This window comes from Bacteroides sp. (assembly GCF_030151085.1).
In the GTDB taxonomy this organism is placed as follows: domain Bacteria; phylum Bacteroidota; class Bacteroidia; order Bacteroidales; family Bacteroidaceae; genus Bacteroides.
In genome coordinates, this window is sequence record NZ_JASLER010000010.1 from 1 (window position 1) to 14394 (window position 14394).

General features: G+C 42.6%; 15 protein-coding genes and 1 riboswitch. Of the genes, 5 read left to right on the forward strand and 10 right to left on the reverse strand.

Annotated features, from left to right (window positions below; genetic code table 11):
- The 9 genes from thiD to Q1W14_RS02660 form a co-directional block, all read right to left on the reverse strand.
- On the reverse strand, nucleotides 1–587 hold a 587-nt coding region (gene thiD / locus Q1W14_RS02620), incomplete at its 3' end, for a bifunctional hydroxymethylpyrimidine kinase/phosphomethylpyrimidine kinase (protein ID WP_300699020.1).
- A gap of 32 nt (nucleotides 588–619) precedes the next feature.
- Nucleotides 620–1216: a thiamine phosphate synthase gene (locus Q1W14_RS02625; RefSeq protein ID WP_300699022.1), complete on the reverse strand. Its 597-nt coding sequence runs from the start codon at nucleotides 1214–1216 to the stop codon at nucleotides 620–622.
- Nucleotides 1217–1222: 6 nt separating this feature from the next.
- Nucleotides 1223–1918, reverse strand: a complete 696-nt coding sequence (locus tag Q1W14_RS02630) for a HesA/MoeB/ThiF family protein (RefSeq protein ID WP_300699024.1) — start codon at nucleotides 1916–1918, stop codon at nucleotides 1223–1225.
- A 20-nt stretch (nucleotides 1919–1938) separates the two neighbouring features.
- Nucleotides 1939–3066, reverse strand: coding sequence for a 2-iminoacetate synthase ThiH (gene thiH / locus Q1W14_RS02635; protein WP_300699026.1), 1128 nt, complete (start codon nucleotides 3064–3066; stop codon nucleotides 1939–1941).
- A gap of 228 nt (nucleotides 3067–3294) precedes the next feature.
- Nucleotides 3295–4983 carry a phosphomethylpyrimidine synthase ThiC gene (gene thiC / locus Q1W14_RS02640; protein ID WP_300699028.1) on the reverse strand — a complete coding sequence of 563 codons (1689 nt, stop codon included), beginning with the start codon at nucleotides 4981–4983 and terminating at the stop codon, nucleotides 3295–3297.
- A gap of 86 nt (nucleotides 4984–5069) precedes the next feature.
- A complete protein-coding gene (locus Q1W14_RS02645; RefSeq protein ID WP_300699030.1) occupies nucleotides 5070–5855 on the reverse strand; it encodes a thiazole synthase in 786 nt (261 codons plus the stop codon).
- A 37-nt stretch (nucleotides 5856–5892) separates the two neighbouring features.
- Nucleotides 5893–6537, reverse strand: a complete 645-nt coding sequence (locus tag Q1W14_RS02650) for a thiamine phosphate synthase (protein WP_300699032.1) — start codon at nucleotides 6535–6537, stop codon at nucleotides 5893–5895.
- Nucleotides 6538–6541: 4 nt separating this feature from the next.
- Nucleotides 6542–6739, reverse strand: a complete 198-nt coding sequence (thiS, locus tag Q1W14_RS02655; protein ID WP_300699034.1) for a sulfur carrier protein ThiS — start codon at nucleotides 6737–6739, stop codon at nucleotides 6542–6544.
- Nucleotides 6740–6806: 67 nt separating this feature from the next.
- Nucleotides 6807–6897, reverse strand: a riboswitch (TPP riboswitch).
- 81 nt (nucleotides 6898–6978) lie between these two features.
- Nucleotides 6979–7524: a hypothetical protein gene (locus Q1W14_RS02660; RefSeq protein WP_300699036.1), complete on the reverse strand. Its 546-nt coding sequence runs from the start codon at nucleotides 7522–7524 to the stop codon at nucleotides 6979–6981.
- A gap of 449 nt (nucleotides 7525–7973) precedes the next feature.
- Between Q1W14_RS02660 and Q1W14_RS02665 the strand changes: the two genes are divergently transcribed.
- On the forward strand, nucleotides 7974–9119 hold the full coding sequence (locus Q1W14_RS02665) for an iron-containing alcohol dehydrogenase (RefSeq protein WP_300699038.1): 1146 nt from the start codon (nucleotides 7974–7976) through the stop codon (nucleotides 9117–9119).
- Between the two features lie 69 nt (nucleotides 9120–9188).
- On the opposite strand, the gene fabD is transcribed toward Q1W14_RS02665, so the two are convergent.
- A complete protein-coding gene (gene fabD, locus Q1W14_RS02670; protein ID WP_300699040.1) occupies nucleotides 9189–10076 on the reverse strand; it encodes an ACP S-malonyltransferase in 888 nt (295 codons plus the stop codon).
- Between the two features lie 395 nt (nucleotides 10077–10471).
- Between fabD and Q1W14_RS02675 the strand changes: the two genes are divergently transcribed.
- From Q1W14_RS02675 to Q1W14_RS02690, 4 genes are all read left to right on the forward strand, one after another.
- On the forward strand, nucleotides 10472–11203 hold the full coding sequence (locus Q1W14_RS02675) for an NUDIX domain-containing protein (protein ID WP_300699042.1): 732 nt from the start codon (nucleotides 10472–10474) through the stop codon (nucleotides 11201–11203).
- Between the two features lie 32 nt (nucleotides 11204–11235).
- Nucleotides 11236–12717 carry an FGGY-family carbohydrate kinase gene (locus Q1W14_RS02680; RefSeq protein WP_300699048.1) on the forward strand — a complete coding sequence of 494 codons (1482 nt, stop codon included), beginning with the start codon at nucleotides 11236–11238 and terminating at the stop codon, nucleotides 12715–12717.
- A gap of 38 nt (nucleotides 12718–12755) precedes the next feature.
- A complete protein-coding gene (gene xylA / locus Q1W14_RS02685) occupies nucleotides 12756–14072 on the forward strand; it encodes a xylose isomerase (protein ID WP_300699044.1) in 1317 nt (438 codons plus the stop codon).
- 114 nt (nucleotides 14073–14186) lie between these two features.
- On the forward strand, nucleotides 14187–14394 hold a 208-nt coding region (locus Q1W14_RS02690; RefSeq protein ID WP_300699046.1), incomplete at its 3' end, for an MFS transporter.

Below are 14394 nucleotides of genomic sequence, written 5' to 3' on the forward strand. Positions count from 1 at the left end.
GTTGAAGCGGAAGTTTGAGAATAGAGAATATCACACATTTCATTGCCTTGCAGATGACCGCCTTTGATAAGGATGGAAGTGTTATATAAATGGGATAAATCATGAGCAGCTTGTTCCATCTCAGAAGTATTGGAAATGGGATGTCCATAGAGTAAACTCGCTTCGCTTAGATTAGGGGTTAATAAGGTACAAAGAGGGAAAAGTTCTTCTTTTATAACTTCAACGGTTTCTTCTGTCATCAGATGCCGTCCGCTGGTGGAGATCATTACAGGATCATAAACTACATATTTAGGTTGATAAGCACAAATACAGTCCGCAATGATTGTTACAAGTTCCGCATTATGTACCATACCGATTTTTAAGGCTTGGGGTTGTAAGTCATTCATAACAGCCTCTATCTGAGCGCGGACTAAATCGGCAGGAAGAGGCTGTACAGCCTGCACACCTAATGTGTTTTGCACCGTGATGGCTGTAATAACCGAAGCGGCATATCCGCCTAAAGCAGAAATAGTTTTAATGTCGGCTTGTATGCCTGCACCACCCGAGCAATCGGAACCGGCAATAGTAAGAATGATGGGAGGGGTCATAGGAGTGGAAAGTTGAAAGTTGAAATTATGGGTTATGGGGTTGGGGTGGCATAGGATAGGAGGGAGTCGAAGTGATTGATTAGACCGAAATCTGTTCTTTCCCAAATATCGCCTAGTAAAGCGGCGCCTCCAAATCCTAAAGAGCATATTTGGGGAAGATGGTTACGATTGATGCCGCCTAATGCTATAACTTGAGAGTCGATAATACCGCTCTGTTGTGCTTCTAGCAAGCTTTTGTAAGTGAAAGCAGAAGTATAGCCTGTTTTGGAAATACTGTCGTAGATGGGGCTGAGAAAGACATAATTACAATCGGACTTATGTCGTACTACTTCTTCAAAAGAGTGACAAGAGCAACTGATATGCCCGGCATAGTCGGCAGGAGCCTGTGGGTTACGTCGGTTCAGATGAATACCTTTCAAGCCGTGAGATAAGGCTAACTGAAAGTGTTCATGGATGACGATGCGTTCCTTGTATTCAGCAGGCAATTGATGGAGCAATTGCTCTACTTGTTCTACAGAAGCACCAGGTTTACGGAGATGGAGAATTTCCAATCCGGCACGGAATAAGGAAGTTATTGCGTCGGCTTCTCCTTCAAAAAGATGCGGGGTGGTGATAACTATCAGTTTCATAGGTTACTATATTAGAAGAATATACGATTGCATCGTTCTTAAATCTATCATCCAAAGCTTTCCGGTTAATGGCTCGCCATAACCACAAATCAATTTTAATACTTCATTGGCTTCTACACTTCCTACAATGGCAGGGGTCACGCCGATTACCGATTTATCGGGTGGCGGCATGCATAGTGTTTCTTTTTTGTCAGGATAAAGGTCGCGGTAGGTTTTAAAATCGGCTTTATGGCAGAATACCGAAACTTGTCCTTCAAAACCTTGAATGGCTCCATATACGTATGGTTTACCAAGGGTGGCGCAAGTATCGCTGATTAGGAATCGCGTCGCAAAATTATCACATCCATCCACTATGATGTCATATCCGACAATCAATGAATGTACATTTTCTTGGGTGAGACGAAGCGGGTAGGAGTGTACCTCTACCTCACTGTTCAAGGCTTGCAATCGGCGGCTGGCACAATGTACTTTGGATTGTCCGACCTCTTCCTCCGTATATAAAACCTGACGTTGCAGATTGCTGATACTAACGGTATCGTCATCTACCAATCCAAGCGTACCTACACCGGCACCCGCCAGATAAAGGGCGATAGGAGAACCCAGTCCTCCAACGCCAATTATCAGTACTCGTGCCTGACGCAGCTTCTTTTGTCCTTCTTCGCCTATTTCAGGAAGAGTGGTCTGTCTGTTATATCGGTTCATTTTGCAAATGCTTTGGTGAATCAGTAACGTTTTAAATCAAAACTTGCGTCCCAATCTTTCCATACCGGTTCACGTCCTAAGCGTTTCAGGGCGGCATCCACTTCTACAGCTTTGCGGTCGTCGTTGATATGAAATTGCTCCAGGGCTTGTGGGTAAGTGTAGTATCCACCGGGCTCTGTCTTGCTTTCGGCACTCATGGTAGTGACACCAAGGGTTGCCATGTGATCGCGTATCGAAGCCGGTTCGCGAGTGGAATAGGAGATGTCCACATCGTGGTCGAAGATGCGCATGGCAAAGGTAACTTGCGCCAATTCGCGGTCACTCATTATAGTGTTAGGTTGGAAGCCACCATTCTCCGAAGGGCGCATGCGGGGGAAATTGACGCTATACTTCGTCTTCCAATAATTCTTTTGCAGGTAACGCAGATGATAAGCCATCATGGTAATGTCTGTACGCCATTCCTTCTCGAGGCCGATCAGTACACCCATGCCGATGGAATGAACGCCAGCCTGCCCCATGCGGTCGAAGCCATCGACACGCCAGTTGAACTTGGACTTCATACCACGAGGGTGGTAGATGTTGTAATTAGCTTTGTGATACGTCTCCTGAAAACAGATAACGCCATTCATGCCATGCTCCTTTAATTCGGCATATTCTTCTGCTTTCAAAGGCATTACTTCGATTTTCAGATTGCTGAAATAAGGCTTTGCCAAGTCAAGGGCACGGGCAATATAAGGTACACCGGCTTTGGCGGGATTCTCACCGGTCACTAAAAGCAGGTTTTCAAAAGGTGCCAGTTTCTTGATGGCTTTGTATTCGTTTACAATCTCTTCTTCCGTCAAAATGGTGCGTGCCATGGGGTTGCTGATATGAAATCCGCAATAGACGCAAGAGTTGGTACATGAATTGGTAATGTATAGAGGCACAAACATGGAAATCGTTTTTCCGAAACGTTCTTCGGTATATTTCTTACTTAAACGTGCCATGACTTCCAAATAAGGAGTGGCGGCAGGGGAGATAAGTGCCATAAAATTTTCTACATCACAATGTTCCTTGGAGAGTGCACGACGTACATCGGCATCAGTTTTAGCGTTGATGCGTGCCGTGGTTTCTTCCCAGGATATTTTTTCTAATTCGTCTGAAAACATTTTTCTGTTTGATTTTTTGTTATTTTCCACTTTCAATTTTCTATTGCCCGCTTTCAGCGATTTCACTACAGAATTACTTGCTGAGTATCTTTTTTATACTCCGTTCTATGCTATTGTAGCGGGGGGCATTCAGTATACGACTGAACCCTATTCAGTATACGAGTGAATGCCATTCAGTCGTATACTGAATAGGGTTCGATATAGGCCAAATGACGACTCACTGAATTATCATTTACAATTCTTCTTCAAGTCTCTCGACAATCGCATGGCGCAGAAGTTAGGTCCGCACATCGTGCAGTATTCACCATCTGTATGACGTCCTGCATGAAAGTAGGAGAAGGCACGTTCCGGATCGAGAGAAAGATCGAATTGGTCTTTCCAACGGAATTCGTAGCGGGCCTTGCTCAAGGCATTGTCACGAACTTGTGCGCCGGGATGCCCTTTCGCTAAATCAGCGGCATGGGCGGCAATCTTATAGGTTATAACGCCTACACGTACATCTTCTTTATCGGGCAAGGCAAGATGTTCTTTCGGTGTAACGTAGCACAGCATGGCAGTTCCCAGCCAACCTATCTGTGCAGCACCAATGGCAGAAGTGATATGGTCGTATCCCGGAGCAATATCCGTAACCAACGGACCTAGCGTATAAAAAGGAGCATTGTGGCACTTTTCAATCTGACGTTCCATATTTTCTTTAATCTTGTGCATGGGCACGTGGCCGGGACCTTCGATAAAAGCTTGCACATTCTTATCCCAGGCACGAAGTACGAGTTCGCCCATCGTGTCGAGTTCCGCAAACTGTGCTTCATCATTAGCGTCGTGTGTAGACCCCGGACGTAACCCATCGCCCAGGGAAATAGCTACATCGTATTGCGCTAATATATCGCAGATGTCGTCGAAGTGTTCGTACAAGAAGCTTTCCTGATTGTGCACAAGGCACCATTTGCTCATTATACTACCACCACGACTTACAATACCGCACAAACGTTTGTCTGCCAAGTGTACATTATGCCGACGGATTCCCGCATGAATGGTAAAATAATCCACACCTTGTTCGCATTGTTCTATTAATGTATCACGATAGATTTCCCAAGTGAGGTCTTCTACTTTGCCATTTACTTTCTCCAGTGCCTGATAAATAGGCACTGTGCCCACAGGTACAGGGCAGTTGCGTATGATCCATTCACGCGTTTCATGGATATTCTCACCGGTAGAGAGGTCCATTAGCGTATCGCCTCCCCATTTACAACTCCACAAGGCTTTTTCTACTTCTTCGTCTATACTTGATGTTGTGGCGGAGTTCCCGATGTTGGTATTGATTTTAACGAGGAAATTACGCCCCACAATCATAGGTTCGGCTTCAGGATGGTTGATATTAGCAGGAAGCAAGGCACGTCCTTCGGCAATTTCCTGACGGACAAATTCGGGTGTAATATGTGTTTCTATACCTAGTTCGGCACAGTTCATGTTCTCACGAATGGCTACATATTCCATTTCGGGAGTGATAATGCCCTGCTTGGCGTATGCCATTTGTGTGACACATTTGCCACTTTTAGCCCGATAAGGCAGGGCGATGTGTTCGAAACGCAGATGATCGAGTGATTGATCGTCACGACGCATACGCCCGTAATCAGACGAAATCTCCGATAATTGCTCTACGTCTCCACGACCCAGAATCCACGATTCACGCAAGCGGGGTAGTCCTTTCTTTAAATCTATTTCTAAATCAGGGTCACTGAATGGACCACTAGTGTCGTAAATATAAATGTCCGGATTGGGAGTGATTACCTTTTCTCCATCTACGAAATCGGTACTGGGTACTTGCTCTACCTTACGCATAGCTACACGTAATTCGGGGAATAAAGTACCCGGTAAATATACTTTCTCTGAACGGGGGAATTTTATCTTTTGACTCATAAGGTTCTTATTGTTTGGTGATCTTTTATTTAATGATTGGTTAGTTCTTGGCTGGTAATATTTAATAATGAGCAAACCACTGATCACTAATCATCAATCGCAGATAAGAATGCCGTTAAAGGCGAACTGGCTTCTGCTACAAAATTATCTGCCTGTAATCCCAATCCGGCTTCGTATGCCATACGTCCGGCTTCTACGGCTTGTTTGAAAGCTTGCGCCATAGCAACAGGATTACCGGCAACGGCAATGGCTGTATTTACTAAACAGGCAGAAGCCCCCATTTCCATCGCTTCGGCTGCATGACTGGGAGCACCGATACCGGCATCTACTACAACAGGAACATTGGCTTGTTCGATGATAATACGTAGGAAATCACGGGTTTGTAATCCTTTATTAGTTCCGATAGGGGCACCCAAGGGCATTACAGTAGCGGCACCGGCTTCTTCAAGATGCTTGCATAATGTAGGGTCTGCCTGGCAATATGGAAGTACTACAAACCCCAGTTTTACTAACTCTTCTGTAGCTTTCAGTGTTTCTACAGAGTCCGGTAGCAGATAGCGTGGATCAGGATGTATCTCTAGTTTTAACCAGTTTGTACTGAAGGCTTCACGTGCCATCTGTGCTGCAAACACTGCCTCTTCAGCATTTCGCACCCCGGATGTGTTGGGCAAAAGCTGGATATGCGGATGGATGATGTGTTTCAGCATATCATCTTCGCTATTATCCAGTTCAATACGTTTCATCGCTACGGTTACCATCTCTGAACCGGATGCCAGAATTGCTTGTTCCATACTTTCGTTCGAATTGAACTTTCCGGTTCCTAAAAACAGGCGGGAGTTGAATTCACGTCCCGCAATCACTAATTTCTCCATATCTATTTTGTTATTTTATTTCTGTACGATTAACTCATTATGCCATTACCGCAAGGATTCTCTTCATCTCTTCCACCGGATTTTCAGCCTGTAACACTACACTAGAAAGAGCGATGCCGTCAACTCCTGTTTGCATGATACCGGGAATATCTTCTGTCGTTATTCCACCAATAGCCACAATAGGAAGGATTATCTTCGCTTTATTTAATTTCTGCATAATCTCTTCGTAAACTTCCAAACCAATTATCGGACTTAGGTTCTTCTTTGTCGTTGTATATCTGAAAGGGCCGCAACCTATGTAATCTGCACCTGCCGATTTCAGGCTTTTTATATCTTCGTAGGTATTAGCTGTGCCACCAATAATACAGGTATCACCCAGAATCTGCCGTGCTTCTGCAATGGGCATGTCGCTTTTACCGAGGTGCACACCATCGGCTTTTATTTCATTTACCAGTTCTACATGGTCGTCAATGATGAATAAGGCATTGTTGTCATCACATAACTTTTTAACCTCTAAAGCGATAGGAAGAATTTCCTCTACCGTGGCATCTTTCATGCGTAGTTGAATCCAGCGACAACCACCTTCTAATGCTATACGTGCCGAGTCGAGATAAGAATAACGTTCTGTATGGTGTGTGATGAATTGCACCTTACCATATTCCAAAATAATTTCTTCTTTCATGGTTTTATCCTCCGCAAGCAGCCTTAATTATGACGATTGATATACCTTCGGACAATGAATAATTTGCCCATTCCGTACGTGTAATCATACGGTTGTTTACTGCAATAGCAATGCCTTGCGTTGGTAAGGAGAGTTCTTCGGTAAGTTGTGAAAGGGTAGTAGCGCCGGTTTCCACCTCTTTGTTGTTGACTGATACTTTCATTTTCTTTCAGTTAAAATTGAAATAATGAGAAGTAAACACAAAGAAGCGCCATAATGGCGGTTATAAGACGAAGTTGATGTCCAATTCCTACGGCAGTACTAACTGCATCAGGTTCGAGGGTATAATCTCAGCCCGTCAGGGCACCCCTTTGTTTTTACGGTGACAAAGGTAAGGGAATATCGGGAAAGAAGAAATAAAATAAGATTTTTTTATTAATAAGAACTTGAAATGTAATTTTACTACTTGCCTTTATTATGTTTTCCATTGATTTTCTTTAGTATATTCCGTATTGTTGTTTTAACTCCGGTCGAATAGAAATCGGTATCTGTGTTTTCTAATATAAGTTCTAATTCTCTTAGAAGTTCCGGCTCATGCTTGCAAAGTAGATATGCCATACGGATGCATAAGGCTTGTACACCTATAGTTTCTTGTGGGGATAGCATGTGATCTAAACAGTAGTTCAACAGATTTACCGGAAGAGGAGTGGGGATGGGTACATTATATATAATAGATAGTAATAATCGTTTGGAACCATCGTGTCGGCATACTAACAACCGTTGCATAATATCATCTAGCAATGGCACAAACCAGCTAGGATGGACCTCGCTCACTTTTTCGCACACCCATATCGCCCGCCAAGAAACCGTCTGCTTCTCATCAGAAATTAGTTGATACATATCTTTCAAATCTTCGGGCTGGTGACAGATATCCTGTACCAATGTTTCTATTGATAATTTAGATATTGGAACATCTAAAGCCCTTCTGAATTCGTCTATCTTTTGCATACTCTTTTTATTATTAGAAGCGAAGATAAGAATAATATATCAACCATTATGACTGAGAAAATAGATTATTTCTCTATATTCGCACGCCTGTTAATTATTAACATAATCAATGCAAATTGTTAATAGCTATTTCCTTCCCCTAAACCATGTTATAAATTACGCCGATTTGTCTTCAAAATTTGGAGATATCGGCAATTTCCGTATCTTTGTACTGTGTTTTTCATAGTATTAGATTTAAGGTTAACAAAAGATTGGCTGTCTGGGATAGATAGCCTTTTTTTATGCTCGTACGCTTCCTTTAATATCCCCTTATTTATCAGGGTTCGTATGTGAACTATTGCGATACCCAGCAGCAACCACAATAATACTATCCCTCATTAGAAAGTATTCGCACAAATCGTGTATATTTGCGTAAAAACCGAATAATAACTGATTAAGCAAAAAACAATATGGAGAATTTTATTTTTCAGAATCCCGTAAAGTTGATTATGGGACGTGGGATGATTGCACGATTGAGTAAGGAAATTCCGTCTGATAAGCGAGTGATGATAACTTTCGGCGGAGGAAGTGTGAAGAAGAATGGCGTTTACGACCAAGTGAAAGAGGCACTGAAAAGTCATTTTACAGTAGAATTCTGGGGGATTGAGCCCAATCCTTCAATCGAAACATTGCGCAAAGCTATCGCTTTGGGTAAGGAACAGAAGATTGATTTTCTGTTGGCTGTGGGTGGTGGATCTGTAATAGATGGAACCAAACTAATTGCTGCCGGATTGCCTTACGAAGGGGATGCTTGGGATTTGGTCGTTTCCGGAAAACCGATTATTAATACAGTACCGCTCGGTACCGTGCTGACTCTTCCGGCTACCGGTTCGGAAATGAACAACGGAGCCGTAATTTCCCGCCTTGAAACTAAAGAAAAATACCCTTTCTTCTCTAAATACCCGCTGTTCTCTATTCTCGATCCGGAAGTGACCTTTACCTTGCCTCCTCATCAAGTAGCCTGCGGTATTGCCGATACCTATGTTCACGTCATGGAACAGTATATGACTACTCCGGGACAGAGTCGTGTAATGGATCGTTGGGCGGAAGGAATCTTGCAGACACTGATTGAAATAGCTCCTAAAATTCGGGAGAATCAGCACGATTACACCTTAATGGCCGATTTCATGTTATCTGCTACGATGGCATTGAATGGATTTATCACAATGGGCGTTTCTCAGGATTGGGCAACTCACATGATGGGTCACGAACTGACCGCGCTGCATGGCTTGACGCATGGTCATACACTGGCAATCGTTCTGCCTGCTACGTTAAGAGTTCTTCGCGAAGCGAAAGGGGAGAAGCTCCTCCAATACGGCGAAAGAGTATGGGGAATCACTTCCGGAACAAAAGAAGAGCGAATTGATAAGACTATCCGCCACACCGAAGAATTCTTCCGTTCTTTGGGACTTACCACTCGTTTGCATGAAGAAAATATTGGCGAAGAGACCATTGCAGAAATCGAACGTCGCTTCAATGAGAGAGACGTTAAGTTCGGTGAGAATGGCAATGTAACGGGTATGGTGGCTCGTAAGATATTGGAGAGCGCACTCTAATTTTATAAAGGATATGTAAAGGGGCTATCCAAAAAGTTGAATAGCCCCTTTTATACAATTTATTAAGAATTATGCTATTCCGTGAGCTTCTACACTCGGCTCAATCTTCTTGATCAAACCTTGTAGTACAGCACCAGGGCCGCATTCTGTGAAATCGGTAGCACCGTCGGCAACCATGTTCTTCACGGTTTGAGTCCAACGTACAGAAGCAGTAAGCTGTGCAACGAGATTCTTCTTGATTTCTTCAGGACAAGTATGTGGTTTGGCATCTACATTCTGATACACCGGACACTTGGGAGCGTGGATTTCAGTAGCTGTAATGGCTGCTTCCAGTTCAACCTTGGCAGGGTTCATCAGCGGAGAGTGGAAAGCACCACCTACCTTCAACGGCAAAGCACGCTTTGCACCGGCAGCTTTCATCAGTTCGCAAGCTTTTTCGATACCTGCGATAGAACCGGAGATAACGATTTGTCCCGGGCAGTTAAAGTTGGCAGCTACGCAAACTTCACCTTCAGCACTTACCTGAGCACAGATTTCTTCTACTTTCTCGTCAGCCAAAGCTATGATAGCCGCCATTGTAGAGGGTTGAACCTCACAAGCTTTCTGCATAGCCATAGCACGAGCATAAACCAACTTCAAACCATCTTCGAAACTCAAGGCACCGGCAGCAACCAATGCAGAGAATTCGCCCAGTGAGTGACCGGCGGTCATTTCAGGTTTGAAATCATCGCCCATACAAAGAGCAGAAATAACAGAGTGAAGGAATACAGCAGGCTGAGTTACCTTAGTCTGGCGCAGATCCTCGTCTGTACCGTTGAACATAATATCAGTAATGCGATATCCGAGGATATCATTTGCTTTTTCAAAAAGTTCTTTGGCTAAAGCCGAGTTTTCGTACAGGTCTTTTCCCATTCCTACGAATTGAGCGCCTTGACCAGGAAATACAAATGCTTTCATTTTCTACTTGTTTTTAGTGTTTAATTAAAAAAGTGCCGCAAAGGTAGAGGTTTTTCTGATATTCACCGCACAAAACAGCTTTTTTTGTGCAATCACCCTTTTTAACATGATATTAAAATACAATATGCTCCTTCTTTTTATTCTTGATACTTCATTAGTAAGTTCCTTATAAATAAACGATTTCATGCTTATTGTACATCATACAATTACCTTGTTAAAACATACCAAGAATTACATATTGTATTTTATACGATAACACTACAATATGATATTGTATAAAGTATGATATGTATTGCATTGAAAAATAATGCTTTATAACATGATAAAAATATTCTTTTATAATATTGCAAATTCAAAAAACCTCTTTATATTTGCAGCGCTCAAAGTTAGATATTATGCAAAACATAGATCAAATATTGCCATTAGCAAACAACCATATCTCTGTAGATTGTGTTGTAATCGGTTTCGATGGAGAACAACTGAAAGTTCTGCTGATTAAACGTGCGGGCGAGGAAGAAGGTGAGGTATTCCATGATATGAAGTTGCCCGGAAGTTTAATTTATATGGATGAAGATCTGGACGAAGCGGCAAAAAGAGTATTAAACGAATTGACCGGACTGAAGAATGTAAATTTGATGCAGTTCAAAGCATTCGGTTCTAAAAACCGCACCAAAGATCCCAAAGATGTTCATTGGTTGGAGCGTGCCATGCAATCCAGAGTAGAGCGCATCGTTACAATAGCTTATCTCTCATTAGTAAAGATTGATCGGGCATTAAATCGTGATTTGGACGATTATCAGGCTTGTTGGGTAACCCTGCCGGAAATCAAAGCCCTAGCGTTTGATCATAATCTCATTATAAAAGAGGCTATGACTTATATTCGCCAGTACGTTGAATTTAATCCTTCTTCGTTATTCGACTTGCTGCCCCGTAAATTTACAGCTTCTCAATTACGTACTCTGTATGAACTGCTCTATGGAAAGCAGCTTGATGTACGCAATTTCCATAAGAAAATAGCTATGCTTGAATATGTTGTACCTATGGAGGAGAAACAACAAGGCGTAGCCCACCGTGCTGCACGTTACTACCGCTTCGACAAGAAGATATATAATAAGGTGAGAAGGTAGATGAGATATTATTAATTTTTTAATTGAAAAACATGTATTTATTAGGTTATGACATTGGTAGCTCGTCAGTAAAAGCGAGCTTGGTAAACGCTGAAAGCGGCAAATGTGTATCATCTGCTTTCTTCCCGAAGACCGAAGCAGAGATCATTGCAGTGAAACCTGGTTGGGCAGAACAAAACCCTGAAAACTGGTGGGAGAATCTGAAATTAGCTACACAGTTCGTATTGACTGAGTCGGGAGTAAATGCAGCAGATATCAAAGCAATCGGTATATCATATCAGATGCATGGGCTAGTATGTGTGGATAAGGATCAACAAGTATTACGTCCTGCTATCATCTGGTGTGACTCAAGAGCCGTGCCATACGGACAAAAGGCTTTTGAAAGACTAGGCGAGGAGACATGCCTTTCTCATTTGCTAAACTCTCCGGGTAATTTTACAGCTTCCAAGCTAGCCTGGATTAAAGAGAATGAACCTGCTATCTACGAGAAGATTTATAAAATCATGCTGCCTGGTGACTACATTGCCATGAAACTGAGTGGTACTATCTGCACTACTGTTTCGGGTCTATCCGAAGGTATGTTCTGGGATTTCAAGAACGGTCAGGTAGCCGACTTCCTGATGAAATACTATGGCTTTGATGCTTCTCTGATTGCTGATATTAAGCCTACTTTTTCTGAACAAGGACGTGTCAATGCCAATGCGGCAAAAGAATTAGGTTTGAAAGAAGGAACTCCCATCACTTATCGTGCCGGCGATCAGCCCAACAACGCTCTTTCATTGAATGTATTCAATCCCGGAGAAATTGCTTCTACTGCAGGAACATCCGGTGTTGTATATGGTGTGAACGGTGAAGTAAATTATGATCCGAAATCACGAGTTAACACCTTTGCGCATGTAAATCATACCGCCGAACAAACCCGCTTGGGTGTATTACTTTGTATCAATGGTACAGGTATTCTTAATTCATGGGTTAAACGTACAGTGGCGCCTGAAGGAATTTCCTACAACGATATGAATGTACTGGCAGCCCAAGCTCCAATCGGCAGTGCAGGCATCAGCATATTACCATTCGGTAACGGAGCGGAGCGCATGCTCGAAAATAAAGAAATAGGTTGCTCCATCCAAGGCATCAATTTCAATCAACATGGTAAACAGCATATTGTACGTGCTGCACAAGAGGGTATCGTATTCTCCTTTAAATATGGTATCGATATCATGGAGCAAATGGGTATTCCCGTACAAAAGATCCATGCAGGCAAGGCCAATATGTTCCTCAGTCCGCTGTTCCGCGAAACTCTGGCAGGTGTTACAGGGGCAGTCATCGAACTCTATGATACCGACGGTTCTGTAGGTGCCGCCAAAGGGGCCGGTATTGGTGCAGGTATTTATAAAGACAACAATGAAGCTTTTGCTACCCTTGAAAAGCTGGAAATCATTGAGCCGAAATCAATAGATCATCAAGCTTACATCGATGCTTACGCTCGTTGGAAGCAATATTTAGAAAAATATTAAATCATATATACATTAACTTTTAAAAATAAATTAAGATTATGGCAACAAAAGAGTATTTTTCCGGAATAGGAAAGATTAAATTCGAAGGAAAAGAAAGTAAGAACCCTATGGCATTCCGTTACTATGATGCCGAAAAGGTTATCATGGGTAAGAAGATGAAAGATTGGTTGAAGTTCGCTATGGCATGGTGGCATACTCTCTGTGCAGAAGGTGGTGACCAATTTGGTGGTGGAACCAAACAATTCCCTTGGAATGGTGACGCTGATGCAGTTCAAGCTGCCAAGAATAAAATGGATGCCGGCTTTGAATTCATGCAGAAAATAGGAATTGAATACTACTGTTTCCATGACGTAGACCTCGTTTCAGAAGCTGCAACTATCGAAGAATATGAAGCTAACCTGAAAGCTATCGTAGCATACGCAAAACAAAAGCAAGCTGAAACAGGTATCAAACTATTGTGGGGTACTGCTAATGTATTCAGTCATGCACGCTACATGAACGGTGCAGCTACCAATCCTGATTTCGATGTAGTAGCCCGTGCAGCTATCCAAATTAAGAATGCTATCGACGCAACTATCGAACTGGGTGGTACAAACTACGTATTCTGGGGTGGACGCGAAGGTTATATGTCTTTGTTGAACACAGATCAGAAACGTGAAAAAGATCATCTCGCACAGATGTTAACTTTGGCTCGCGACTATGCACGTAGTAAAGGTTTTACCGGTACTTTCCTGATTGAACCTAAACCAATGGAACCAACCAAACATCAATATGATGTAGATACAGAAACTGTTATCGGTTTCTTGAAAGCTCACGGTTTGGACAAAGACTTCAAGGTAAATATTGAAGTGAACCATGCAACTTTGGCTGGCCATACTTTCGAGCACGAACTGGCTGTAGCAGTTGACAACGGTATGTTAGGTTCAATCGATGCTAATCGTGGTGACTATCAGAATGGTTGGGATACAGACCAATTCCCGATTGACAACTTCGATTTGATTCAGGCTATGATGCAGATTATCCGTAACGGCGGTTTGGGTAATGGAGGTACTAACTTCGATGCCAAAACTCGTCGTAACTCTACCGATTTGGAAGATATCTTTATCGCTCATATTGCAGGTATGGATGCTATGGCACGTGCATTGGAAAATGCAGCTCAACTGCTCGCTGAATCTCCTTACAAGAAGATGTTGGCTGACCGTTATGCTTCTTTCGATGCTGGTAAAGGTAAAGAATTTGAAGATGGCAAACTGTCTTTGGAAGATGTAGTAGCTTATGCAAAAGCCAACGGTGAACCCAAACAAACCAGCGGCAAGCAAGAGTTGTATGAGGCAATCGTAAATATGTATTGCTGATAAAAAAGTGTAAAAGTGATAGAGTGATAGGTGATAAAGTAATATTAGCCTACCACTTTATCACTTTAATGCATTATCACTTTTTATTAATCTTCCTAATCTATTATTATTATTATGAATTATACAGAAAAAGGCAGTAAAGTTTACCTCTTCTCTATTGTACTTGTAGCTGTTATCGGTGGTCTGCTATTCGGATACGATACGGCAGTAATATCTGGTGCGGAAAAGGGACTTCAGGCGTTCTTTATGGGGGCCGATTTTCAATACACAGACACGATGCACGGCATTACTTCTTCCAGCGCACTAATTGGCTGTATTATTG